This window comes from Salinisphaera sp. G21_0 (genome assembly GCF_017744115.1).
Taxonomy (GTDB): Bacteria; Pseudomonadota; Gammaproteobacteria; order Pseudomonadales; family Endozoicomonadaceae; genus Endozoicomonas.
In genome coordinates this window covers 1-23733 of sequence record NZ_JAGHQW010000070.1, presented here as the reverse complement: position 1 = coordinate 23733, position 23733 = coordinate 1, and the positions used below count along the sequence as shown (strand labels likewise).

At 48.4% G+C, this 23733-nt stretch carries 17 protein-coding genes and 1 pseudogene; 7 read left to right on the top strand and 11 right to left on the bottom strand.

The genetic code is table 11. The features are described from left to right. From J7439_RS22470 to J7439_RS22450, 5 genes and pseudogenes are all read right to left on the bottom strand, one after another. Nucleotides 1-187, bottom strand: a 187-nt coding sequence (locus tag J7439_RS22470; RefSeq protein WP_209204288.1) for a hypothetical protein, incomplete at its 3' end; no start/stop codon positions are given. 427 nt (nt 188-614) lie between these two features. Further along, nucleotides 615-758, bottom strand: a pseudogene (locus J7439_RS27580) (transposase); the annotation flags it as partial. A 439-nt stretch (nt 759-1197) separates the two neighbouring features. Continuing rightward, the gene (locus J7439_RS27320; protein WP_353623105.1) at nt 1198-4995 is read right to left on the bottom strand and encodes an ankyrin repeat domain-containing protein; all 3798 of its coding nucleotides are present in this window, start codon (nt 4993-4995) and stop codon (nt 1198-1200) included. 9 nt (nt 4996-5004) lie between these two features. Beyond that, complete coding sequence (locus J7439_RS22455; RefSeq protein WP_209204285.1) at nt 5005-5595, bottom strand: ankyrin repeat domain-containing protein; 591 nt, start codon at nt 5593-5595, stop codon at nt 5005-5007. Further along, complete coding sequence (locus J7439_RS22450; RefSeq protein WP_209204284.1) at nt 5522-7843, bottom strand: ankyrin repeat domain-containing protein; 2322 nt, start codon at nt 7841-7843, stop codon at nt 5522-5524. Before J7439_RS22450 ends, J7439_RS22455 begins: the two co-directional genes overlap by 74 nt. Nucleotides 7844-8008: 165 nt before the next feature. Here J7439_RS22450 and J7439_RS22445 point away from each other — a divergent pair, with 165 nt between their 5' ends. Continuing rightward, entirely contained in the window at nt 8009-8281 is a 273-nt protein-coding gene (locus J7439_RS22445; RefSeq protein WP_209204283.1) for a hypothetical protein, read from the top strand. 224 nt (nt 8282-8505) lie between these two features. Here J7439_RS22445 and J7439_RS22440 read toward each other — a convergent pair whose 3' ends face one another. Continuing rightward, the gene (locus J7439_RS22440) at nt 8506-10254 is read right to left on the bottom strand and encodes an ankyrin repeat domain-containing protein (RefSeq protein ID WP_209204282.1); all 1749 of its coding nucleotides are present in this window, start codon (nt 10252-10254) and stop codon (nt 8506-8508) included. Nucleotides 10255-10425: 171 nt separating this feature from the next. On the opposite strand from J7439_RS22440, the gene J7439_RS22435 reads away from it, so the two are divergent. Then, nucleotides 10426-10611, top strand: coding sequence for a hypothetical protein (locus tag J7439_RS22435; protein ID WP_209204281.1), 186 nt, complete (start codon nt 10426-10428; stop codon nt 10609-10611). 214 nt (nt 10612-10825) lie between these two features. Here the strand turns inward: J7439_RS22435 and J7439_RS22430 are convergent, their stop codons facing one another. Continuing rightward, a complete protein-coding gene (locus J7439_RS22430; protein ID WP_209204280.1) occupies nt 10826-12934 on the bottom strand; it encodes an ankyrin repeat domain-containing protein in 2109 nt (702 codons plus the stop codon). Nucleotides 12935-13099: 165 nt separating this feature from the next. Here J7439_RS22430 and J7439_RS22425 point away from each other — a divergent pair, with 165 nt between their 5' ends. Both J7439_RS22425 and J7439_RS22420 read left to right on the top strand, forming a co-directional pair. After that, a complete protein-coding gene (locus J7439_RS22425; protein ID WP_209204279.1) occupies nt 13100-13243 on the top strand; it encodes a hypothetical protein in 144 nt (47 codons plus the stop codon). 181 nt (nt 13244-13424) lie between these two features. Then, the gene (locus J7439_RS22420) at nt 13425-13964 is read left to right on the top strand and encodes a hypothetical protein (RefSeq protein ID WP_209204278.1); all 540 of its coding nucleotides are present in this window, start codon (nt 13425-13427) and stop codon (nt 13962-13964) included. Here J7439_RS22420 and J7439_RS22415 read toward each other — a convergent pair. From J7439_RS22415 to J7439_RS22405, 3 genes are all read right to left on the bottom strand, one after another. Then, nucleotides 13921-16509, bottom strand: a complete 2589-nt coding sequence (locus J7439_RS22415) for a TRAP transporter permease (RefSeq protein ID WP_209204277.1) — start codon at nt 16507-16509, stop codon at nt 13921-13923. The two genes, J7439_RS22420 and J7439_RS22415, sit on opposite strands and share 44 nt — an antisense overlap. Nucleotides 16510-16769: 260 nt before the next feature. Next, the gene (locus J7439_RS22410; protein WP_209204276.1) at nt 16770-17750 is read right to left on the bottom strand and encodes a TAXI family TRAP transporter solute-binding subunit; all 981 of its coding nucleotides are present in this window, start codon (nt 17748-17750) and stop codon (nt 16770-16772) included. 352 nt (nt 17751-18102) lie between these two features. Further along, nucleotides 18103-18591, bottom strand: a complete 489-nt coding sequence (locus J7439_RS22405) for a YchJ family protein (protein ID WP_209204275.1) — start codon at nt 18589-18591, stop codon at nt 18103-18105. Between the two features lie 319 nt (nt 18592-18910). Between J7439_RS22405 and J7439_RS22400 the strand changes: the two genes are divergently transcribed. From J7439_RS22400 to dinG, 3 genes are all read left to right on the top strand, one after another. Next, nucleotides 18911-19522: a hypothetical protein gene (locus tag J7439_RS22400; protein WP_209204274.1), complete on the top strand. Its 612-nt coding sequence runs from the start codon at nt 18911-18913 to the stop codon at nt 19520-19522. A gap of 291 nt (nt 19523-19813) precedes the next feature. After that, nucleotides 19814-20464 carry a hypothetical protein gene (locus J7439_RS22395; protein WP_209204273.1) on the top strand — a complete coding sequence of 217 codons (651 nt, stop codon included), beginning with the start codon at nt 19814-19816 and terminating at the stop codon, nt 20462-20464. A 158-nt stretch (nt 20465-20622) separates the two neighbouring features. After that, the gene (gene dinG, locus J7439_RS22390; RefSeq protein ID WP_209204272.1) at nt 20623-22812 is read left to right on the top strand and encodes an ATP-dependent DNA helicase DinG; all 2190 of its coding nucleotides are present in this window, start codon (nt 20623-20625) and stop codon (nt 22810-22812) included. A 190-nt stretch (nt 22813-23002) separates the two neighbouring features. On the opposite strand, the gene J7439_RS22385 is transcribed toward dinG, so the two are convergent. Then, a complete protein-coding gene (locus J7439_RS22385) occupies nt 23003-23380 on the bottom strand; it encodes a phage integrase N-terminal SAM-like domain-containing protein (protein ID WP_209204271.1) in 378 nt (125 codons plus the stop codon). Between the last annotated feature and the right edge of the window lie 353 nt (nt 23381-23733).

The following is a 23733-nucleotide window of genomic DNA, read 5'->3' as shown; positions in this document are numbered from 1 at the left end:
GAGGAGGAAGGTGACTGCATGGTTTGTTTGGAGGTCCTCCCTGTTTCCAATTGGAGAATCGTTTGGGGATGACAACAATAGAGTACGACCTTGTCAGCCCGGTAAAGTTCCAGGCAACCGGTATCAGGGAAGCCTGACCTGTTTTGTCAGGCAGCCTGGCTGTGGGATGTGTTACTGGATAGCGCACCGCTGCAGCTACTCCAGATGAATACACGTCAACTGCCACAGCCTGAAAACTGACGTATTCATAATTTCTGAAAACAGAGGTCTCAATGCCTCTGGCCCTGATGGAGTCCGCTCACTCCCACCTCATCAGGTCTTCGGCCTCTACGGACCCTGACCCCGGCCAGGTTCAAGGGAGCGCAACTCGTTGCAGGCTTCTTACACTGATTAATCGCTTTTGCTTTTCTTGTCTAACGACAACTGTTTAATATTGAAATACCTGTGTTCATGCTGCTGCCTTGTAAGGCTCTTTCCAGGTTAACACAGCCCAGGCAATGCGAGCGTTTTTATTGGCAACAGTCACTCACTGCTGTTATATTCTTGCCCCTACGCTGATCAAGCTCTTTAATCCAGTTATTACGGCGATCGTCGTGTTTGTCGACTACCCTGACAACGGTTCTGCCACTGTGTGTCAACAGGGTTCGCTGGTAAGTATTGCCCCGTTTACTGATCCCCAGCAACGTGGGCACACCACCGGTCGATTGCTGGTTTGGCACCAAGCCCAGCCAGGCAGCCATTTCCCTGCCATTTTTAAATGAACCACATGACCTTTGGCATCAAACACCATGTAGCTGGAAACTCTTTTTGCTCAGTTCAATTCCGAGAAAAGCAACCTGGTCTTTTTGATTAGTTCCTGATTTGTTAATCTTGCCCATGGATGGTTCACTCCGTTTCTTATTTTGAATGATGTCCTACCAAACTCATCCTGTTTTGGCTCATTTGAAGCCGTTTTGGGAGCGGGGCGGGCCATTCCATCAGGTCTTTCATTTTGCAAATATCTTGTTTATCACCATAAACGACAAGTGTTATGCAAAATGAAAGACCTAATGACCCTGATTTACTCTGATTGGAGTGCTGGTTGTTTCTGGCTTTGTTATTACCCAACTGATATAAAAAATACAGACGGTTGATAACTGCACCAAAGAACCGGTTTTTATTTTATTGCAGACTAACCGTTTCATAAAAACTCTAAAGTTAAATTTCAAAAATCGTCTTCAATGCTTCAGATAGATCTTTGAACTCTACCTGGCTGCCAGTTGAGTTGATCTGTAAACGGGCGGGGCTGTTTGATGACTCAAGCCGGTCAAATTCAATGTGAATTTTCTGATCTTTCTTGATGTTATGCAGTAAATTGATGGGGCCACTGCAAACCTCAAAATTATTTTTTGACAATGATTTGTAAATATCATCAGTTTCGTTGAGGCTTTCTAATTCATTGCGAATTTTATTGATGACGCTTTTGATTTTTTTGGATGCTGTTTTTTTAAGTTGTTCTGCTGTTTCGCTACTAAGATTTTCCTGCATTTCTTCTGCGGTGTTAACAGCTTCCTTCTGAAGTTCCTCCTGAAGTATTTTCTTAATAATGTTAACAGCATCAGGAATTTTCTTAAGCAAGCTTTGTAAATCCACATTTTCAATAATTTCCTCAATAAAGTCTAATGGTATTGGTAGGCCAGAAGCGTCCTGAATTGCAGCTACGAAAAGCTTGCGCACCATTTTCTTTGGCAGATTTTCTGGCAGATCACAATCAAGCACACATAACTTTATATTCACACTGACTCTGGCTTTTGATTGCTCTTTTTTGTCAATACTTTTTGCCGTAAAATGCAATCTTTTATATTTATCCAAGAATTCAATAATTTTACCTTTGGTGCCTTCAATATGGAAAGGACAGCCATCCAGTATTAAGTTATAATTAGGTTTAAATCCAGGTATAAGGTGTACGGGAACAAAGATTTGTTTCCAGTTTTCAGGATTTTTGGTATTGAGGTTTCCTCTAATTCCGGAGTAGCCGAAAATTGCATCTTTATCGCTGCCTTTAATAATTTTACCAACAAAATTCTTTGCTAAAACAAAAAAGGAGTCAACTTCAGGGCAAGGGATAAAATTCAATTCTGGATACTTTTCTTTAATTTTACCAAGGCGATCAACTAATTGATTATTTATAAATACTTTTTCTTGATAGCGAATAGAACCATCTGATAAGTCAACTGGTTTACTTTGACTGTGAGTATTTTCATTTTGGTCGTTGGTCTGACAGGTTTGTCCTTTAAAATATTTGTTGAGATAATACTCACCTTTATTTTTGCGTTCACATTCGTTGAGATTATTCCAGTCCTCCTGCAGGGCCTCTTGGCAAACAGGATGTTTAGCCAAATCCAGGGGTTTATTGTTTTGCTTATCCTCAGCATTGATATTAACTGGGTGTTTTATTTGGTCTAACAACCCTATCAGGCACTGAATATTGCCTGCCTCGGCAGCCAAATGTAATGGTGTCTTGCCTTGGTCATCAATAGCATTGATTTTAACTTTGATTTTAACTTTGCGTTTCTCTGGGTCTAGCAACATTTTCAGGCAATAAATATCGTCTGCCTCGGCAGCCAAATGTAATGGTGTCATGCCTTGGTTATCTGGGAGATTGATGTCTACGTCATCGAACTTGGAGAGTATGCACTCAAGACATTTTTCATATCCTTGAACCTCCTTAGAACTATTGTGGTTCCAACATTTTTTTATAATGACATAGTGCAAAGCAGTCATACCACTATTCTGAACTTGGAGATTGATATTTATTTTTTCGTTAAACTTTTCATCAAAAAACCTTTCCAGGCAATCGTTTTTGCCATAAGCTGCAGCATACAAAAATAACCTCGAAAGCTCTGGACTATTATCTTTTATTTCTTCGGTTTTCATCATTTTTATCATGCTTTCGTTTCTGTTGTCATTATGAATAGTAAAAAGTAGTGGTGAAACACCTCGTTTATTATTAGTAGTGAAATATTTATGTATATTTTTATATCCTTTTTTACAGATCTCTTCAAGAAATCTTATATTACCGTTATAAGCTGCATAGTGCAGCGGAGTATTATCGTCCTTGTCAGTTTTATTAATATCTTTAGACCATTTGTAATTTTCTTTCAGCCAATTAATTCTCAACTCTGACATGGCTATACGATGCAGTAGCGTTATACCTCTGTTATTTTTCTTATGTACATCAGCTTTAGCCTCTATCAGCTCTCTTACGCATGCATCAGTATCAGCCAGGAGCAGTGGCGTGTCACCATTTTCATCTTCAGCATCGATGCATGTTAATTCTTTGAGTTCTTTCTTCAGTAGTAACTGAAGACAATTACTGTGCTTTTCCTCGGCTGCATAGTGCAGGGGTATCCTCGTTTTATGATCTGGAAGATTGATGGATTTTGCCAATTTCCCTTCTCTTTTCGCTTTCTCCAGAAATTTTTCCAGGTAATTTATGTTGCCTTTTTCTGCAGCGTAATGCAGGAGTGTTTTACAGTCAGTTTCGTCCTGATCTTCCAGGCGTATCCTATTGACCAGTAACTCTGTAGTATCTTTGTTGTAATAATCTTTATCGATGGCTAATCGCAGGGCATGACTGATATTTTCGGGCGAGAAATGCTTAACGTACTTCTTACATAATTTTTCCAGAAATTCCTCATGCTTGTATAAAATTGGGTAATGTAGCGGTGTTTTTCCACTCTTGTCAGTTTGGTTGATATTATCTTTAGAGAATAGTTCTTTCAGACATGATTTGAAGCCCTTCTCAGCAACATAATGCAGCGCTGTTTTCCCACTGTCGTCAGTTTGGTTCATATTCACTTCAGAGATTAGATGTTCCAGACATTTTTTGTGCCCATTCTCAGCAGCATAATGCAGCGCTGTTTTCCCACTTTTGTCAGTTTGGTTCTTATTATCTATCCCACTGTTGTGAGTTTGGTTGTTATTAGCTTCAATAAGAGATATCACACAACTTAAGTGGCCCTTCTCAGCAACATAATGCAGCGCTGTTCTTCCACTGTTGTCAGTTTGGTTGATATTCTCTTTAAAGCTTAGAGAATACACTTCCGAAAAGTCACCCTTCTCAGCCGCACGGTGCAGCTTTGTTTTCCCAAGCTCATCAACGTCTTTGGCTTCCCCTGGGGACGGATATTCCTGCGGTAATACTATGCTGTCCTCCTCAGCAGCAGAATCAGCCAGAGCAGTTCTGTTTTCGCTGATAGCGGGAGACTCAATTGTTGACAGTTCCCGTGGTTCCGGGTCAGTATCCGGGCCTTCATTGAATGACTCTTTACGAGAGTCAACCGCAGTTTTACTATCAGTCGGGGCAGGATCGTTAGTGGCAACAGAGCCAGCCTGAGCTGTTTTGTCAGCTTTTTTGGTATCGTCGTTCTTCACGTTGGTTGTGAGCGTACTGTTGCCTTTTTCATGATCGGCCTGGGAAACAGCAGCAAAGGACATTAATACCTTGGCAGTCTCTTTGAAGCCCTTAGCTAAATTGAGCGCCGTTTCGCAATTCTTATCCTTAACTTTGGCCAGGGAGCGGTCACAGGCCAGCAATGTCTGGATGGCCTCTGTGTGGCTTTTTTCAGCAGCTTTGTCGAGAGCTGTTTGGCCGTCTTTATCCTTCTCTTTGGCCAGGGAGGGGTCCAAGTCCAGCAATGTCTGGATGGCCTCTTTGTGGCCTTTTTCAGCAGCTTTGTGGAGAGCCGTACGGCCAAAGTTACTTTTCTTTTTGGCCAGGGAGGGGTCAAAGGCCAGCAATGTCCGGATGGCCTCTGTGTGGCCTTTAAGAGCAGCTGCGTGGAGCGCCGTCCAGCCATAGTTATCCTTCTCTTTGGCCAGGGAGCGGTCAAAGGCCAGCAATGTCTGGATGGCCTCGGTGTGGCCTTGAGCAGCAGACCAGTGGAGAGCCGTCAAGCCATCTCTATCCTTCTTTTTGGCCAGGGAGCGGCCAAAGTTCAGCAATGCCCGGATGGCCTCTGTTTAGCCACTATAAGCAGCGAAGTGGAGAGCCGTTCCGCCTGAGTTCTCCTTCTCTTTGGCCAGGGAGGGGGCAATGGTCAGCATTATCTGGATGGTCTCTGTTTGGCCTTTAAGAGCAGCGGCGTGAAGAGCCGTTTGGCCATTGTTATCCTTCTCTTTGGCCAGTGAGGGGTCAAAGTCCAGCAATGCCTGGATGACCTCTGTGTGGCCTTTAGCAGCAGACCAGTGGAGAGCCGTATTGCCACACTTATTCTTCTCTTTGGCCAGGGAGCGGTCAAAGGCCAGCAATGTCTGGATGGCCTCTGTGTGGCCTTTAGCTGCAGACCAGTCGAGAGCCGTCAAGCCATCTCTATCCTTCTTTTTGGCCAGGGAGCGGTCAAATTTCAGCAATGTCTGGATGACCTCTGTGTGGCCTTGATAAGCAGCTTCGTGGAGAGCCGTACAGCCATCGTTATCCTTCTCTTTGGCCAGTGAGCGGTCAAAGTCCAGCAATGTCTGGATGGCCTCTGTTTGGCCTTTACGAGCAGCGGCGTGGAGAGCCGTTTGGCCATTGTGATCCTTCTCTTTGGCCAGTGGCCAGTGAGGGGGCAAAGTCCAACAATGTCTGGATGGCCTCTGTTTGGCCTTTACGAGCAGCGGCGTGGAGAGCCGTTTGGCCATTGTGATCCTTCTCTTTGGCCAGTGAGGGGGCAAAGTCCAACAATGTCTGGATGGCCTCTGTTTGGCCACTATAAGCAGCGAATTGGAGAGTCGTTCCGCCTGAGTTCTCCTTCTCTTTTGCCAGGGAGGGGGCAATGGTCAGCAATATCTGGATGGCCTCTGTTTGGCCTTTAAGAGCAGCGGTGTGGAGAGCCGTTTGGCCATTGTTATCCTTCTCTTTGGCCAGTGAGGGGGCAAAGTTCAGCAATGCCTGGATGGTCTCTGTTTGGCCTTTACGAGCAGCGTAGTGGAGAGCCGTTTGGCCATTGTTATCCTGCTCTTTGGCCAGTGAGGGGTCAAAGTCCAGCAATACCTGGACGGCCTCTGTTTGGCCTTTACGAGCAGCGGCGTGGAGAGCCGTTTGGCCATTGTGATCCTTCTCTTTGGCCAGTGAGGGGTCAAAGTCCAGCAATGTCTGGATGGCCTCTGTTTGGCCATCATAAACAACGTAGTGGAGAGCCGTTTGACCATTGTTATCCTTCTCTTTGGCCAGTGAAGGGTCAAAGTCCAGCAATGTCTGGATGGCCTCTGTTTGGCCTTTACGAGCAGCGGCGTGGAGAGCCGTTTGGGCATCGTTAGTCTTCTCTTTGGCCAGTGAGGGGTCAAAGTCCAGCAATGTCTGGATGGCCTCTGTGTGGCCTTTAGCAGCAGACCATTGGAGAGCCGTATCGCCAAACTTATTCTTCTCTTTGGCCAGGGAGCGGTCAAAGGCCAGCAATGTATTGATGGCCTCTGTGTGGCCTTTTTCAGCAGCGTAGTGGAGAGCCGTTTGGCCATTGTTATCCTGCTCTTTGGCCAGTGAGCGGTCAAAGTTCAGCAATGCCTGGATGGCCACTGTGCTGTCCCAAATAGCAGCGAAGTCGAGAGCCGTTCTGCCATATTTATCCTTCTCTCTGGCAATTGAGGGGTCAAAGTTCAGCAATGTCTGGATGGCCTCTGTGTGGCCTCGAGCAGCGGCGTGGAGAGCGGTTTGGTCATCGTTAGTCTTCTCTTTGGCCAGTGAGGGGTCAAAGTCCAGCAATGTCTGGATGGCCTCTGTGTGGCCTTCATCAGCAGCTTTGTGGAGTGCCGTCCAGCCATCGTTATCCTTCTCTTTGGCCAATGAGGGGGCAAAGTTCAGCAATGTCTGGCTGGCCTCTGTGTGGCCTTTAAAAGCAGCGACGTGGAGAGCCGTCTGGCCATATTTATCCTTCTCTTTGGCCAGGGAGGGGGCATTGGTCAGCAATGCTTGTATGGCCCCTGTTTCGCCTTTATGAGCAGCGAAGTGGAGAGCCGTCCAGCTATCGTTATCCCTCTCTTTGGCCAGTGAGGGGTCAAAGTTCAGCAATGTCTGGATGGCCACTGTTTGGCCATTATAAACAGCGTAGTGGAGAGGGATAGCCGTTTGGCCATTCTTATTCTTCTCTTTGGCCAGGGAGGGGGCAATGGTCAGCAATGCCTTGATGGCCTTTGTGTGGCCTTGACGAGCAGCTAAATGAAGAGCCGTTTCGTCATCGTTATTTTTCGCTTTGGCCAGCAGTGGGGAGCGGTCAATTTCCACCAATGCATTGACGGTCTCTGTGTGGCCTTGACGAGCAGCTTCGTGGAGAGCCGTATCACCATTGTTATTCTTGACATCAACCTGGATGCGCATGGGGGCAATTTGCTTAAATGCCCTGACGATCTCTGTGTGACCATTACGAGCAGCTAAGTGGAGAGGCGTACAGCCATCGTTCATCTGTTCATTGACTGGGGTTTCATAATTTTCCAGCAGCTCCTTGACGGACTCTATGTGGCCGTTCTGAGCGGCCATATGCAGGGGCGTAGCACCATCTGTATGTGTTTTGACATTGACATCCACTTTAAGCCTTCGGGATTCACAATAAGGTGATTCGTCGTCATCGACGCTTTCCCCGTCCTTACGAATCAGTGGCAGTGCCGGTTGCCCGCATTCACTGCATCGGCGTTTATGAAGACTTGTTTCACTCTGCTTGTCAAGGTGTCGGGTGATGCACCCCAGGTGGAAAATGTGGGGCTCCGGTTTGCAAGATGTTTCGACCAGTGAGTGTCCACCAAATTGTCTTCTGATATGTTCGTCATTTATACAGATAGAAGAACAATTAAAGCGGACACCTGCCCCGTTTCTACCGACACCATCCATCGCTTTAGCCTGCCATTTGACTCAAAACTTCGAGTACGACAAAAAATCAGCAGGGTAAGTTCCACAAAAAACAGAATTTTTAACAAGAAGATTGTCGTTTAAATCAAAAGTCAGCCATGGAACCAATTTTCACTAGACAGTGATCGTTTATCCGGAATACAAGCAATGGCAACCACAAATATCTGGCAACAGTTCAAGGCGCTGATTACTGAAGGGGCGCGGGTTGTAGCCACCATGACCGCTAATAACGGCAATGGCACCAGTCAGGCAGAGCTTTGGGATGGTTCGGTTATTACGGTTGAAGAGGAGTCTGTGGGTGTTGGGGAAAAGTATTTATTCAGGATGGGGAGATCAAAGGGGCCGCGCCGAGTCTGGCGCAGTATGAGGTGGAGGTTTGAAACAGTCAAGATTCAAGGCCCGGCACCGGTTTCTTCATAAGAATTTGGCATAATAAATGACAGAATTTGTTAAAAATTGAGAGTCTGACCAGAGTTGCAGTACGCAAGGACAACTCCACTACCGGCCATTGATTACTTATGTTCCTCTACTTTATTGCTCACTGTAGAAGGCAGGGCTATTAATGTGCTCCTTTTTTAATAAGGAGTTTTTGGCAGGCGGGGTAACGATGGCTGTAAGCCAAGTAGAGAGCCGTCTGGCCACCGTTATTTTTCCCATAGAGAGGATTGCAATATCTGGATGGCCTCTATGTGGCTTTCATCAGCAGCTAAGTGGACAGCCATCCGGCCTAAGTTATCCGTCTCTTTGACCAGGGAAGGGTCAATCTTCAGCAATGTCTGGATGGCCTTTGTGTGGCCTTGAGAAGCTGCTTTGTGGAGAGCCGTTTGGCCTTCGTTATCCTTCTCTTTGGCCAGGGAGGGGTCAATGGTTTGCAATGGCTGGGTGGCCTCTGTGTGGACTGCAAAAGCAGTTGCGTTAACAGCAGCTGCGAGAGCCGTCCGGACTGCAAAAGCAGTTGCGTTAACAGCAGCTGTGAGAGCCGTCCGGACTGACTTATCCTTCTCCTTCTTTTTGGCCTGGGAGGAGGGAATGGTCAGCAATGTCTGGATGGCCTCTGTGTGGCCTTTATAAGCAGCTAAGTGGAGAGCCGTCTGGCCATCGTTATCCTTCTCTTTGGCCAGGGAGCGGTCAAAGGCCAGCAATGTCTGGATGGCCTCTGTGTGGTCCCCAGAAGCAGCCAAGTGGAGTGCCGTACAGCCATCGTTCATCTGTTCATTGACTGAGGTTTGATCATTTTTCAGCAGCTCCTTGACGGACTCTATGTGGCCGTTCTGAGCGGCCATATGCAGGGGCGTAGCACCATCTATGTGTGTTTTGACATTGACATCCACTTTCTTATCAAGCAGTTTTCTCAGGCAATCGGTTTGCCCCCAACAAGCGGCTAAATGCAATGCCGTATTGCCGCTGTTATCAGCGATATTGAAATCCGCTCTTTCAAGCAAATAAGTCAGGTGATCTAATTTGCCCCAAAGGGCCGCTATCATTAAAGGTGTGATACCGTCGTTATCACGGGCATTAATGTCCACTCCTATGTTATCAGCAAGCTCACGCAGACACCCAATGTCGTTTTCTTTTTCGATGGTATAGTGTTCGAAGGTCTTGCCATTAATAAGGGTTCCAGTGATATCTATGCCCATGGCAGCACATTGTTGACGGCCCTTGGTTATGCTGATTTTGGTGGCTATATGCAGGGCTGTTTCGCCATTATTATTGGTGGCATTTACCTTCGCTCCCTTTTCAATGAGTTTTTTCAGGCATGTTTTATCCCCATTGGCAGCGGTGATATGCAGCGGTGTTTGACCTTTCCCATCGGCGGCATTGATCTCTGTCGGATTGTTCAGGTAATTGAAAAATTCCCAATCACCTTTTCTGGCAGCAGTGTGCAGGGGCGTCTCACCCTGATGATCGGCAGCATTGACATCGGCACCGTGGTCGATCAAAGTCCGGGCTAAATCCGTATGCTGGTGCTTTAAGGCGACAGCTAACAGGTATTCAGGATGACCGGTGAGCGCCGAGCGGTAAGACTGATTGGCCAACGTCTTGTCTTTCTCCAGATAACAGTTCAGCGTGCTCAGATTACCGCTACGACAGACATTAAGCATCCGGGATTCACAATAAGGTGATTCGTCGTCATCGACGCTTTCCCCGTCCTTACGAATCAGTGGCAGTGCCGGTTGCCCGCATTCACTGCATTGGCGTTTATGAAGACTTGTTTCACTCTGCTTGTCAAGATGTCGGGTGATGCACCCCAGGTGGAAAACGTGGGGTTCCGGTTTGCAAGATGTTTCGACCAGTGAGTGTCCACCAAATTGTCCTCTGATATGTTCGTCGTTTATACAGATAGAAGAACAATTAAAGCGGACATCTGCCCCGTTTCTACCGACACCATCCATCGCTTTAGCCTGCCATTTGACTCAAAACTGGGGGTAGGACAAAAATCAGCAGATTAAGTTCCACAAAAAACAGGAAAAGAATTTTTTAACAAAACGTATGTCGTTAAATACAAAAGTCAGGTACGGAACCAACTTTCACAAGACAATGATCGTTTATCCGGAATACAAGCAATGGCAACCACAAATATCTGGCAACAGTTCAAGGCGCTGATTACTGAAGGGGCGCGGGTTGTAGCCACCATGACCGCTAATAACGGCAATGACACCAGTCAGGCAAAGCTTCGGGATGGTTCGGTTATGAACGTCAAAGGTGAATCTGTGGGCGTTGGCCAGAAGGCATTTATTCAGAAGAGATAAAAGATACTGCGCCGCGCCCGGCGCAGTATGAGGTGAAGGTTTGAAATAATCAAGAATCGGTTCTCCGCTCAATTTTATTGCTCACTTTAGAAGGCAGCCCGATGGTTGGGCTCCATAGTCTTCAAGAAGTTTCTTGCACTCTGTGCGGCCAGACATGATAGCCAAGTCGAGAGCCGTTTCGCCATATTTATCTTTCTTTTTGGCCAGGGAGGGGTCAAAGCAATGCCTGGATGGCCTCTGTGTGGCCTTTAAAAGAAGCTATGTGGAGCGCCGTGCGGCCATTGTTATCCTTCTCTTTAGCCAGGTAGGGGGCAATGGTTAGCAATGTCTGGATGGCCTCTGTGTGGCCAGAAAGAGCAGCTGTGTGGAGAGCCGTTTGGCCATCGTTATCCTTCTCTTTGGCCAGAGAGGGGTCAATGGTCTGCAATGGCTGGGTGGCCTCTGTGTGGACTGCAAAAGCAGTTGTGTTAACAGCAGCTGCGAGAGCCGTCCGGACTGACTTATCCTTCTCCTTCTTTTTGGCCAGGGAGGGGTCAATGGTCTGCAATGACTGGGTGGCCTCTGTGTGGACTGCAAAAGCAGTTGTGTTAACAGCAGCTGCGAGAGCCGTCCGGACTGAATTATCCTTCTCCTTCTTTTTTTTGGCCAGTGAGGAGGGAATGGTCAGCAATGTCTGGATGGCCTCTGTGTGGCCATTAGAAGCAGCTGCGTGGAGAGCCGTCTGGCCATCGTTATCCTTCTCTTTGGCCAGGGAGGGGTCAATGGTCAGCAATGTCTGGATGGACCCTGTGCAGCCCGTAAGAGCAGCGGCGTGGAGAGCCGTGCGGCCATCGTTATCCTTCTCTTTGGCCAGGGAGGGGTCAATGGTCAGCAATCTCTGGATGGCCTCTGTGTGGCCTTTAAGAGCGGCGACGTGGAGAGCCGTCTGGCCATATTTATCCTTCTCTTTGGCCACAATTTCCAGCAATGCATTGACGGTCTCTGTGTGGCCTTGACGAACAGCTTCCTGGAGAACCGTATCGCCATTGTTATTCTTGACATCAACTCGGATGCGCATGGAGGCAATTTCCTTAAATGCCCTGACGATCTCTGTGTGTTCATTACGAGTAGCCAAGTGTAGAGCCGTACAGCCATCGTTCATCTGTTCATTGACTGAGGTTTGATCATTTTTCAGCAGCTCCTTGACGGACTCTATGTGGCCGTTCTGAGCGGCCATATGCAGGGGCGTAGCACCATCTGTATGTGTTTTGACATTGACATCCACTTTCTTATCAAGCAGTTTTCTCAGGCAATCGGTTTGCCCCCAACAAGCGGCTAAATGCAATGCCGTATTGCCGCTGTTATCAGCGATATTGAAATCCGCTCTTTCAAGCAAATAAGTCAGGTGATCTAATTTGCCCCAAAGGGCCGCTATCATTAAAGGTGTGATACCGTCGTTATCACGGGCATTAATGTCCACTCCTATGTTATCAGCAAGCTCACGCAGACACCCAATGTCGTTTTCTTTTTCGATGGTATAGTGTTCGAAGGTCTTGCCATTAATAAGGGTTCCAGTGATATCTATGCCCATGGCAGCACATTGTTGACGGCCCTTGGTTTTGCTGATTTTGGTAGCTATATGCAGGGCTGTTTCGCCGTTATTATTGGTGGCATTTACCTTCGCTCCCTTTTCAATGAGTTTTTTCAGGCATGTTTTATCCCCATTGGCAGCGGTGATATGCAGCGGTGTTTGACCTTCCCCATCGGCGGCATTGATCTCTGTCGGATTCAGGTAAATGAAAAATTCCCAATAACCTTTTCTGGCAGCAGTGTGCAGGGGCGTCTCACCCTGATGATCGGCGGCATTGACATCGGCACCGTGGTCGATCAGAGTCCAGGCTAAATTCGTATGTTGGTGCTTTAAGGCGACAGCTAACAGGTATTCAGGATGACCGGTGAGCGCCGAGCGGTAAGGCTGATTGGCCAACGTCTTGTCTTTGTCCAGATAACAGTTCAGCTTTCTCAGATTACCGCTACGGCAGACATTAAGCATTCGGGATTCACAATAAGGTGATTCGTCGTCATCGACGCTTTCCCCGTCCTTACGAATCAGTGGCAGTGCCGTTTGCTCGCATTCACTGCATAGGCGTTGATCAAGACTTGTTTCACTCTGCTCATCAAGGTGTCGGGTGATGCATCCCAGGTGGAAAACGTGACCTTGTGGTTTACAAGAGGTTTCCACCAGTGAGTGTCCACCAAATTGTCCTCTGATATGTTCGTCATTTATACAGATAGAAGAACAGTTAAAGCGAACATCTGCCCCGTTTACACCGACACTATTCATTACTTTAGCCCGCTATTTGACTCAAAACTCCGAGTAGGACAAAAAATCAGCAGGGTAAGTTCCACAAAAACAGAATTTTTTAACAAGACGTATGTCGTTAAATCCAAAAGTCAGGTACGGAACCGATTTTCACAAGACAGTGAACGTTTATCCGGAATGCAAGCAATGGCAGACACGAATATCTGGCAACAGTTCAAGGCGCTGATTCCTGAAGGGGCGCGAATCGTCGCCACCATTACCGCTAATAACGGCAATGGCACCAGTCAGGCAGAGCTTCGGGATGGTTCGGTTATTACCCGTCAAAGGTGAATCTGTGGGTGTTGGCCAGAAGGCATTTATTCAGAAGAGATAAAAGGATCTGCGCCGAGCCTGGCGCAGTGTGAGGTGGAGGTTTGAAATAATCAAGAATCGGTTCTCCACTCAATTTTATTGCTCACTTTAGAATAGAAGGCAGCTCGATGGTTGGGCTCCATAGTCTTTAAGAAGTTTCTTGCATTCTGTGCGGCTATACTCTGTAGCCTTGTCGGAGCCGTATGGCCATCGTTATCCTTCTCTTTGGCCAGGAAGGGGGCAACGTCAGGGCTGGTCAGGTTCCAGCGATGACCAGGCTGTCAAGGACAATCCCATCAATCTGCAAACGTTGGATTACCTGGCCAAGAGGCATTCAGACAAAGGCATAATAAACGATGCTGCTGATGTGAAATGCTGTGTTATGGAACTCTTCCATATACTCCTGATGAAAGAGCATTGGAAAGGCAATGACCCGGCGGGGGAAAAATTTTCAGATCTGCTACCATTTTTTGATTTCAATGACATGAAATTTCAACCTGGGTACAGAAATTACATCCTCTTTGCCCTTGCCAAAAATCCTCCATCGCAGGCAGGGAAAACCCACCGGCTCACTTCGCTGTCATCCTGCACAGGGAATGACAGCGGAGTAAAACAACCGGCTTTCTGCCATGCGGAACTTATTCCACGACAATTCCTTAGCTGCACTGGCCCTGTCGGCGTCTTTGCCCAAGGAAAATGAACAACAGCAGAATAAAGGCGGGTATCCAGGTCAGTTGTTTTGGCAGTCGCTCTGCCGGAACTTCCATACGATAAATCTGCCAGTCAAAATCAATACCGGCCTGCTGGGCCTCGCTGTTGAAGTCAACCATGTCGATGGTCAGGTCATCCCCATCAACCAGAACCTCGAGCCCCATGTGGCGGAACCGGTCATCAGCCGTGGCCTGGTCGCCAGCGGGGAGAATAACCATCTGATTAACCGATTTACCTTCCAGGGTTTCTCCAGCGACCCATAGCCGCGCATCAGCCTGGTCCGGCAGTGCTTCAACCTGGGCAACAATGTTACGGCCTGCATAGGTTTCATAGGGAGGGTAAACCTTATCCCACCAGAAGTCTGGCCTGAACAGGGTAAAGGCGATCAGCAGCATGCCCAGGGTTTCGTACCAGCGGTTTTTCACTAACCAGTGGCCCTGGGTTGCGGTAGCAAACACCAGCATGGCCGCAATGGCACCAAAGACGACAATCGCCAGTTGTGCAAGGCTGTCAACGCCGATCAGCAGCAACTCGGTATTAAAGATAAACATAAACGGCAGGACAGCGGTGCGGATATCGTAGGTGAAACCCTGGATACCGGTCTTGATCGGGTCCGACTGTGCAATGGCCGAAGCGGCAAAAGCAGCCAGACCCACAGGCGGAGTATCATCCGCCAGAATACCGAAGTAGAACACAAACAGATGGACCGCAATCAGAGGCACGATCAGTCCATGTTGTGCGCCCAGGGTTACGATAACCGGTGCCATCAGGGTGGATACCACAATATAGTTAGCGGTGGTTGGCAGCCCCATGCCCAGCACCAGACAGATAATGGCGGTGAAGAGAAGCATAAGAATGATACTGCCAGCAGAAATCCATTCCACGAACTCGGTCATTACCAGACCAACACCGGTCAGCGTCACCGCACCCACAACAATACCGGCGGTTGCAGTGGCAACACCGATGCCGATCATATTCCGGGCCCCGGTAGTCATCCCGTCAAACAGATCCAGAAAGCCCTCTTTGAGATGCGTGGTGGTTTGCTCCTTCCGGAACAGATCAATCAGGGTTTTATGGGTCAGTGTGATGAAAACCATGACCAGGGTTGCCCAGAAGGCAGAGAGGCCAGGGGAGTAGCGTTCAACGGTCAGACACCACAATAAAACCACCAGGGGCAGCAAATAATAGAGACCGCGCTTGATGGTTGGTCCGGGTACCGGAGTGCTGCGTATCTCATCTTCAATATTGTTGATGAGATCAGGTTGCCTGGCAGCCACTTTCAGAAGTATCAGATAACTGGCCAGCAATGCCAGCGTGATGATCCAGAGGGCGTGCTCTCCCATATACTGTCTGGTCCAGCCAACACCGTAATAGACGCCAGCGCCCAGCAGACAGAGTCCGGCAAACGAGCCCGTGAATGACATCAGTGCCTGAGTCTTGGTGCGGGTGACGCTTCTTGGCAGTCCCTGCATGCCCGCTTTCAGGGCTTCAAGATGGACAATATAAAACAGGGCAATATAGGAAATTGCGGCGGGTAACAGGGCGTGGCGAATAACATCGATATAAGAGATGCCAACATATTCCACCATCAGGAACGCCGCAGCGCCCATAATAGGCGGCGTCAGTTGTCCATTGGTGGAGGCGGCAACTTCAATGGCACCGGCCTTGTGAGCGGGAAAGCCGACACGTTTCATCAGGGGAATGGTGAAGGTTCCGGTGGTGACCACGTTGGCGATGGACGAGCCGGAAACCACACCGCTCAGGCCGGATGACACGACAGCAGCCTTGGCAGGCCCACCTTTGAGATGGCCCAGCAGAGAAAATGCCACCTGAATGAAGTAATTACCGGCACCGGCCTTTTCCAGCAGTGAACCAAACAGAACAAACAGGAAAACAAAGCTGGTGGAAACTCCCAGGGCAACACCAAAGACACCTTCAGTGGTGATCCAGAAGTGCGACAGCGCCTTGTTGAGACTGGCACCTTTGTGGGCGATCACATCCGGCATATAAGGACCGGCAAAGGCATAGGTGATAAAAACCGCCGCAACCACCATCAGTGGCGGTCCCAGTGCCCGGCGGGTTGCTTCCAGCAGAAGCAGCATACCTGCACCTGCCGTAACCAGATCCGGGATAACGGGAGCCCCGGCACGGGTCGCCAGCGCCTGGTGGAAAATATAAAGGTAGGCGGCGCAGAAGCTGCCAGTCAGTGCAAATAGCCAGTCAGTCACGGGTACCTGATGGGTAAACGATTTTTTCCTGGCAGGGAAGGCAATAAATGCCAGGAAAATGGCAAAGGCGAGATGGATTGCCCGGGCCTGACCATCGTTAAATATGCCAATATTGAAAATATACGGCAGAGGTGATGCATTCCACAGCTGAAACAGTGACCAGCCGAGGGCTGTGCTCAGTAATACCAGTCTGGATTTGCCAATGGGTTGGCGGCCACCCTGTTCGGACTGGTTAACCATTTGTTCAGCAGAGCGGGTGGAGCCTGCTGTTGAATTATTCAGCTTGGCGCTGTTTACTGCTTCCATAATATACCTGTTGTTATTGAAGTTATGCGCTCTGGAAATGATGCATTCTTCAGCCAATGGCTCATGGCCTTATAAAAATGGGGGGAAGCGGAATATCCATGAGGTAACAAAAAACGACACTGCTTCCCCGTGCAGCCCTGTGACCCTTGTTGGGTGAGGGCTGTATAGGTCATCATGCAGAATTCAGGCAGCACTCTGGATGATGACAACCTGCATTTGGGAAGGTGTTGCTACACCTTCCCGGATTAGGGAAAAAAAGTTTAGAGAAGACCTGCTTCCTGATAGTAACGTCTGGCACCTTCATGCAGCGGGATGCTGAGGCCATCAGACACCATCTCTTCTTTTTTCAGGGTACCAAAGGCCTGGTGCAGTTTTTTGAAGGTGGACAGATCTTCAAATACGGCCTTGGTCACCTGGTAGACAGCTGCTTCGCTGGCCGCCGTGGAGGAGACAAAGGTTGCCGCCACACCAAAGGTCTGAACGTCTTTATCGTTGCCCTTATACATGCCACCGGGGATGGTTGCAGTGCGGTAGTAAGGGTTGTCTTTGATCAACTGGTTGACTTTATCGCCTGCAACAGAGACCAGTACGGTATCACAGGAGGTGGTGGCTTCCTTGAAAGATCCGGATGGATGGCCAACGGTATAGACAAAGGCGTCAATCTTGTTGTCACAGAGTGCCTTGGCGTGTTCGGCTGCTTTCAGTTCGGAAACCAGGGAGAAGCTGTCGTGTGTCCAGCCATACAGTTTCATCAGCTGTTCTATGGTGCCACGCTGACCGGAGCCCGGATTACCGATGTTGACGCGCTTCCCCTTCAGGTCTTCAAACGTGCTGATGCCGGCATCTGCCCTGGCCAGAATGGTAAAGGCTTCCGGGTGTACCGAGAAAATCGCCCGCAGGTCTTTGTTGGCACCTTGCTGTTCAAAAGCGCTGGTTCCCCGGTAGGCGTGGAACTGCCAGTCCGACTGGACGATACCCATATCGAGCTCACCGGCACGGATGGTGTTCAGGTTGTAAATAGAACCACCGGTACTTTCTACCGAACAGCGGATGCCATGCTCTTTGCGTCCCTTATTCACCAGGCGGCAGATAGCGCCACCGGTTGGGTAGTAAACGCCGGTTACACCGCCGGTACCAATGGTGACAAACTGCTGGCTGGATGGGGCTGCACTGGCAGTGGAGGAGATAGCTGCAAAGCCTGCCCCCAGAATGGCAAGTCCCAGTTTTTTGAAAATGGTCATTGTCAGTCCTCTTGATTTGAGCTTTTTTTACCATGGCAACAAGAGGTGGGCAGTGAACATCAGCTCTGGCGGATCCCGGGTCAGTTCCCCGGGCAGACCTGATCGCTTCTGAACCGTACTTCTCGTTCATGGCTGTTATATTCAGTCCGGACAGCATTCCCATGTTGTCCCCTGACTGGTTTGACTCGCTTAACCATGAATGGCAAGCCGAGAATTTGCCTGTCAGGTTATTACGTTTGTCGAAGCAACCTGATGAGGTAGGTGATGCTACCATGTTTGAGTGTCAAGTTCTTTGATTTCTGTCTATTGATTCTCGGTAAGTACTTATGATAGCTCGGAAAAGTTGTCGTCTTTATGGTGCGCAGCATTTTTTATACTTCTTGCCACTGCCGCAGGGGCAGGGATCATTTCTGCCCGCGTTTTCTGTTTTGACCAGTGCCATTTTGGGGTAGACAAAATACCAGAGCCCTTCTTTTTTAATAAAAGAAGAGCGTTCATGGTGAATTTGTTCAGGGCCTGAGAGTGACTCCCTGAACCAGGCCTTGAATTCAACCATGCCCGATTGATCCGCCGCTTGTCCTGCCTCTGTATCGACAACCTCGAGCCTTTGCCACAGCGTACCGTTTGATTGCTGGTAGACTTTCTGCTGTTTGATGGTTTCCTGTTGCCCGGGGTGTGTTGTGGCAACCAGGTAGGGAATATTGCTCAGTGTGTAAGCCGTATAACGGGAGCGCATTAATGTTTCCGCTGTTGGGGCTGGCTTCCCTTGAATATAAGGCTGGCAACATTCGATGAATGTTTTTCCGGAGCCACAGGGGCAATGTGAGGGGTTAATGGACATGGTAACTACCCGAAAACGGTATATGCAAAACGCATGAACAAAATTTTAAGTCAGGACATCAATATCCGGGTCAGGGGTTGTTGACGTTTCTTTGCTGAACTTACAGCGAAACGTTAACAGGCCCTGACCTATTGCCGCAAGAGCTGTAAAGCTAAAGGCTGTTAAGAACTTAATTGTTTGTTTTTCTGTCAGTATTTATAACCCTGCTGTTATGGGAGCAGGGGATAAACCTGCTGAAGTATTTTAGTGCAGCAAATGCTCTGAAATAAAGTCAGTAATTATTTCTGATCAATCTTATCGAAATCTATGGAGGTGTCTTATGCCAGCTATAGGCAAAATTTCCGGACAGTTTGATCCAACGGTCACAGGCCCCACCCGCAAGCGTGCTGTCGGTCAATTTGAGGGAAGGTCGACCACTGAATCCGGTGCCACAAGACAGACTGGAAATAACCGATCATTCGATCAAACACCCTCACTTAAAGATCGTTTAATCTATCCATTTTATGTCACCAGAAATCGGGTACTGAACATGGCTGTTATAGGTGCACAAGCTGGAGTTTATCCGCCGATGTACGCTGCAAGTGCTATCTGTGTCGGAGCCGGTGAAATTATTGGCAATACCGTTGGTGGATTAATTAAAAGTTTATTCTTTCCGAACTCTAATATCCCACCGGGTGAAGTTGGTGCTTTACTCGGATTGTATACAGGAATTTTGCTATCCATTCCTGCCGCCGTTGTTCTAGGTGTGTTTACTACGACTGCTTTTGCTGTTGTTGGTCTGGCTGGCAGCGTGCTGGCTTCACCGTTTGATATCTATCATGGCATGACACTGGCTGACAAAGCAGACCTGAACCCAAAGCAAGTGCGGGTAATGGATATATGGGATGATATCAAAATGCCTGAACTCAGCCAGTTTGTTGACTGGGACTAGGAGGCTGACCGAGAATAGACTGCCCTACTGCGGTGGCAGCAAATTGGTCTAAAAATTTCCGACTTTTTATCCTCAATTTTCTGCCATCCTCGCTTCGGGTGCTATTCTCGGTCAACCTCCTAGTGGGTGTCCTTTTTTTATTTTTTACTTAATTGTTTGCTTTTCTGTCAGTATTTATAACCCTGTTGTTATGGGATCAGGGGATAAACCTGCTGTAGGATTTGATGCAGTACTTAAATAAAGTCAGAAATTATTTTTAATCAATCTTATTGAAATCCATGGAGGGATCTCATGCAGGCTATAAGTAACATTACCGGGCAGTTTGATTCAACGGTCTCAGGATCCATCCCCAACCGTACAGACGGTCAATTTGATGGAAGGACGGCCACTGAATCCGATGCCATAAGACAGACTGAAAATAACCGATCATTCGATGAAAAGCCCTCACTTAAAGATCGTTTAATCTACCCATTTTCTGCCGCCAAAAATCGGATTCTGAAAATAGCGGGTATAGGTGCACAAGCTGGGCTTTTTGCGCCGATAATCAGTGTCGGTGGCATTTGTGGTTTAGCCGGTGACATTATTGGCAGTACCGTTGGTCGATTAATTCAATGTTTATTTTTTCCGGGCTCTGAGGAATCACCGGGCGATACGGGTTTTCTTATCGGATTTTATGCGAGTTTTTTGCTCGCCGTTCCTGCCGGAGTCGCACTTGGTGCGGTTGCTGCGGCTGCTTTTGCTGTTATTGGGCTGGCTGGCAGTGTGGTCTCTTTACCTGTCGACATCTATCGTGCCGCCACACGGGATAATAAAACGGACCTGAACCCGGAACCAGTGCGGATAATGGATATATTGAATGAGATCAAACACACTGACATCAGAGAATTGTTTGATTTTGAAGATTCTGATCCTTTACCTTTGTCAATGTCGAGTCTAATTTGATCCGTTTAAAACCCGGGAGAGTCAGGATTCTGAATTTTACTCCCGGTTGCCGTATCGTTTATTGAATAGAGTTTGTGGTATTCACCGCTGTGCAGTGTGATGAAACAGGATACAATCAGCCTATTTAAACCAGCTACTCCAACAGAGCGATAGGCATTGTGCTTGACGAACCCCAGAAGAGAGCCATCCAGAAAGCGTACAGTGCTTTTCTGGAGAGTAAAAAGCTAAAGGCCCGACCGGGGCAGAAGCAGATGATTGCCGAGATTGCCCGAGCACTTGGAGATATTAACACCGACAGTGAAGGCCACAGAATCTCCGACCCCTCCGTTACCGTGATTGAAGCCGGTACAGGCACCGGAAAAACCGTGGGTTATGTGTTACCTGCGGTGGTGATGGCTCAGGCTGCGAAAAAACGTCTGGTCATTGCCACGGCCACCGTGACCCTTCAGGAACAGGTCATTAATAAAGATCTGCCGGACATTATTTTAAAAACCGGACTCAAGTTCTCTTACACCCTGGCCAAGGGGCGTGGGCGTTATGCCTGTCTGAGTAAGCTGGACCGGCTGCTTCAGGAAGAGGAAGCGACTGCCTCGTTAATGGATATGTTCGCCTACGATGGTTACACCCTGGAAAACGATCAGTCCTCCCTGGCGCTATACCAGAGTATGCTGGAAGCATTTGCCGCTGCCAAATGGGAAGGTGACCGTGACAGCTGGCCTGATGCCCTGGAAGACCAACAGTGGCGAACCATTACCACTGACCATGCCCAATGCAGCGGACGTCGTTGTGGTTATTTCCGGCAGTGCCCATTTTATAAAGCCCGGGGTGATCTTGAGCATGCCGATGTTGTGGTTGCCAACCACGACCTTGTGCTGGCGGATCTGGCGTTGGGAGGCGGTGCGATCCTCCCTGAGCCAAAGGATGCCATCTATGTGTTTGATGAAGGCCACCACCTGCCAGATAAAGCCATTGATCATTTTACCTGTCAGTCCAGAGTCAAGGGCACGGCCAGCTGGCTGGAGAAAGCCGGACGACATCTGCAGAAGATTCTGACCCAGCAGACCCTGCCGGGAGAGCTGGGTGAATTGCTGGAGCGAATTCAGCCTGAGTTTGATGCCCTGATCAATGCCCTGGGTCATACCCGGGAGATGCTGCACAGCATTGCCCGGTTTGAACCAAAGACACAATTTACCACCCAGGGGGAGAGTCAGGTCGCTTATTACCGCTTTCCCCAGGGCATTGTGCCTGAACCATTACGACAACAGGCGGAACGGTTGAAAGCCGGTTTCAGCAAGTGCAGCGGTATGCTGGAAAAGATAGCCAAAGCCCTGGACGATGCAATGGACGGCGATGTTCCCGGTATTGATCGCTGGCAGGCGGAACAGCTCTATCCTGAAATCGGTGGCATGCAGTCACGTATGGAGAGCCATTTTCAACTCTGGCTGACCTACACCATCAAAGATCCGGAGGGAGAGCCGCCCAGCGCCCGCTGGTTGAAATGGAGCGAAGGTGCTTTTGGTGAAGAACTGGAGGTTTTCAGCAGCCCGATCATGTCTTCCATGACCTTATGGCAGACGCTGTGGAATCCTGCTCATGCAGCCATTGTTACCTCGGCAACCCTGGCCGCTCTGGGCAGCTTCGACCGGTTCCGGATGCGCTCCGGAGTGCCTGCACAGTCTCGCTGTGTGGTAGTGCCCAGTCCATTTCTGCATGGTGAGGCGGCTTCTCTGGTAATACCGGCCATGGCCTCAGACCCACGGAATGCGGAAGATCATACTGTCGAGATTATCGAGCTGCTACCAGAGTTACTGTCCGGTGATGATCGCCCAAAAGGGATGCTGGTACTGTTCTCATCCCGTCGGCAGATGAAGGATGTGCACTTTGGTCTGGATGCCTGTTGGCAGGAGAAGATCCTGCTGCAGGATGACTATTCAAGACAGGAGTTGTTGAAGAAGCACCGCCAGCAGATTGATGATGGCAAGGTCAGCATCCTGTTTGGTCTTGCCAGCCTGGCAGAAGGGATAGATTTACCCGGTCATTATTGCGAACACGTGATTATTGCCAAGATTCCTTTTGCAGTACCGGACGACCCTGTGGAGGCCGCACTCTCTGAGTGGCTGGAAGCCCAGGGGCGGAATCCGTTTATGGAAATTACCGTGCCGGATGCGGCGATCCGCCTGATACAGGCTTGTGGTCGTCTATTGCGGACGGAGCAGGATCGTGGTCGCATCACGATTATGGATCGACGGCTGGTTACCGCCAGGTATGGTCAGATGATCATGAACTCTCTGCCGCCGTTTAACCGGATTATCGAGTCGACTGTTCAGAAAAATAAGGTTCAAAGTTAATGGAATAGTGGTTTAGGCTACTTCAATTCAGGTGTTTTATTTGATACGTTGGTTCGGTTTTTTTATCAGACACGGCTAATGTATCGATTAAAAAATAACCTGAAAATTGCTGTTGAGCTGTTTCATAATCTGCTCCCGGATGCCTGTCAAAGGCAGAAGTACAAGTGACGGGCGGTAGCGTGCTTTTCAGTTATGGTTGTAACTTATAATGTGTCCCTTTGAGACAGGACAAAACAGAGTTAGCTTCCGTAACCGACAACACAACCGGGCGTTCTTTTGGGCGTTTTGCTTTTAACCAGTCATTGATTGTTAAACTGTCGCGCCCGAGCGCTTGCTTGTACAAAAAGACCAGGGCACTCAATGCCTGCTCCTGAGTACTGACAGCAACGTGTTTTTTCATTACCAGATGAGTGAGAAAATCACGGACATCATCACCAGTCAGTAAATCGGGATGGCGCATTTTATGAAATTTTATAAAGCGTTTAATCCAATCCCAGTAGCTGCGCTCGGTAGACAGAGAGTAACCGGCAGAGCGAATGGCAATTTGAAAGCGTTCTTGTAATCTCATATAAGTCCTGCTCAATACTGTGTTTTTATACAGTAAAAGCTAGTTCGTATATGTAGAAAATCAACTGAATGGTTAATTTGTTGTTTTAAATGAAAATAAAGCAATTTGTCATCACACAGGTTGCTTGACCGAAAAATATACAAATCACAAAATGCGAATCAGAAGATATAGCCTTTAAAATGCAGAACGCCGTGTAAGTCGGGCTGTATGGGGGTATCGGCTGGTGCGTATAGCGAATCTACAGTATGTTATGCGAAACTGATTCGTGTAAACGACTGTTGAACGCGCCCGGCCCCGCCGGGGGAAGCTGACATGTAGTTTTTGGTCTACCTTGAGGTTTTCATTTTAACTCG

Coding starts and splice junctions, on each gene's coding strand:
- J7439_RS22400 (WP_209204274.1), top strand. CDS start 18,911: ATGCCAGCTATAGGCAAAATTTCCGGACAGTTTGATCCAACGGTCACA.
- J7439_RS22440 (WP_209204282.1), bottom strand. CDS start 10,254: ATGGATGGTGTCGGTAGAAACGGGGCAGATGTCCGCTTTAATTGTTCT.
- J7439_RS22410 (WP_209204276.1), bottom strand. CDS start 17,750: ATGACCATTTTCAAAAAACTGGGACTTGCCATTCTGGGGGCAGGCTTT.
- J7439_RS22445 (WP_209204283.1), top strand. CDS start 8,009: ATGGCAACCACAAATATCTGGCAACAGTTCAAGGCGCTGATTACTGAA.
- J7439_RS22425 (WP_209204279.1), top strand. CDS start 13,100: ATGGCAGACACGAATATCTGGCAACAGTTCAAGGCGCTGATTCCTGAA.
- J7439_RS22415 (WP_209204277.1), bottom strand. CDS start 16,509: ATGGAAGCAGTAAACAGCGCCAAGCTGAATAATTCAACAGCAGGCTCC.
- J7439_RS22435 (WP_209204281.1), top strand. CDS start 10,426: ATGGCAACCACAAATATCTGGCAACAGTTCAAGGCGCTGATTACTGAA.
- J7439_RS22405 (WP_209204275.1), bottom strand. CDS start 18,591: ATGTCCATTAACCCCTCACATTGCCCCTGTGGCTCCGGAAAAACATTC.
- J7439_RS22395 (WP_209204273.1), top strand. CDS start 19,814: ATGCAGGCTATAAGTAACATTACCGGGCAGTTTGATTCAACGGTCTCA.
- J7439_RS22385 (WP_209204271.1), bottom strand. CDS start 23,380: ATGAGATTACAAGAACGCTTTCAAATTGCCATTCGCTCTGCCGGTTAC.
- J7439_RS22430 (WP_209204280.1), bottom strand. CDS start 12,934: ATGAATAGTGTCGGTGTAAACGGGGCAGATGTTCGCTTTAACTGTTCT.
- J7439_RS22450 (WP_209204284.1), bottom strand. CDS start 7,843: ATGGATGGTGTCGGTAGAAACGGGGCAGGTGTCCGCTTTAATTGTTCT.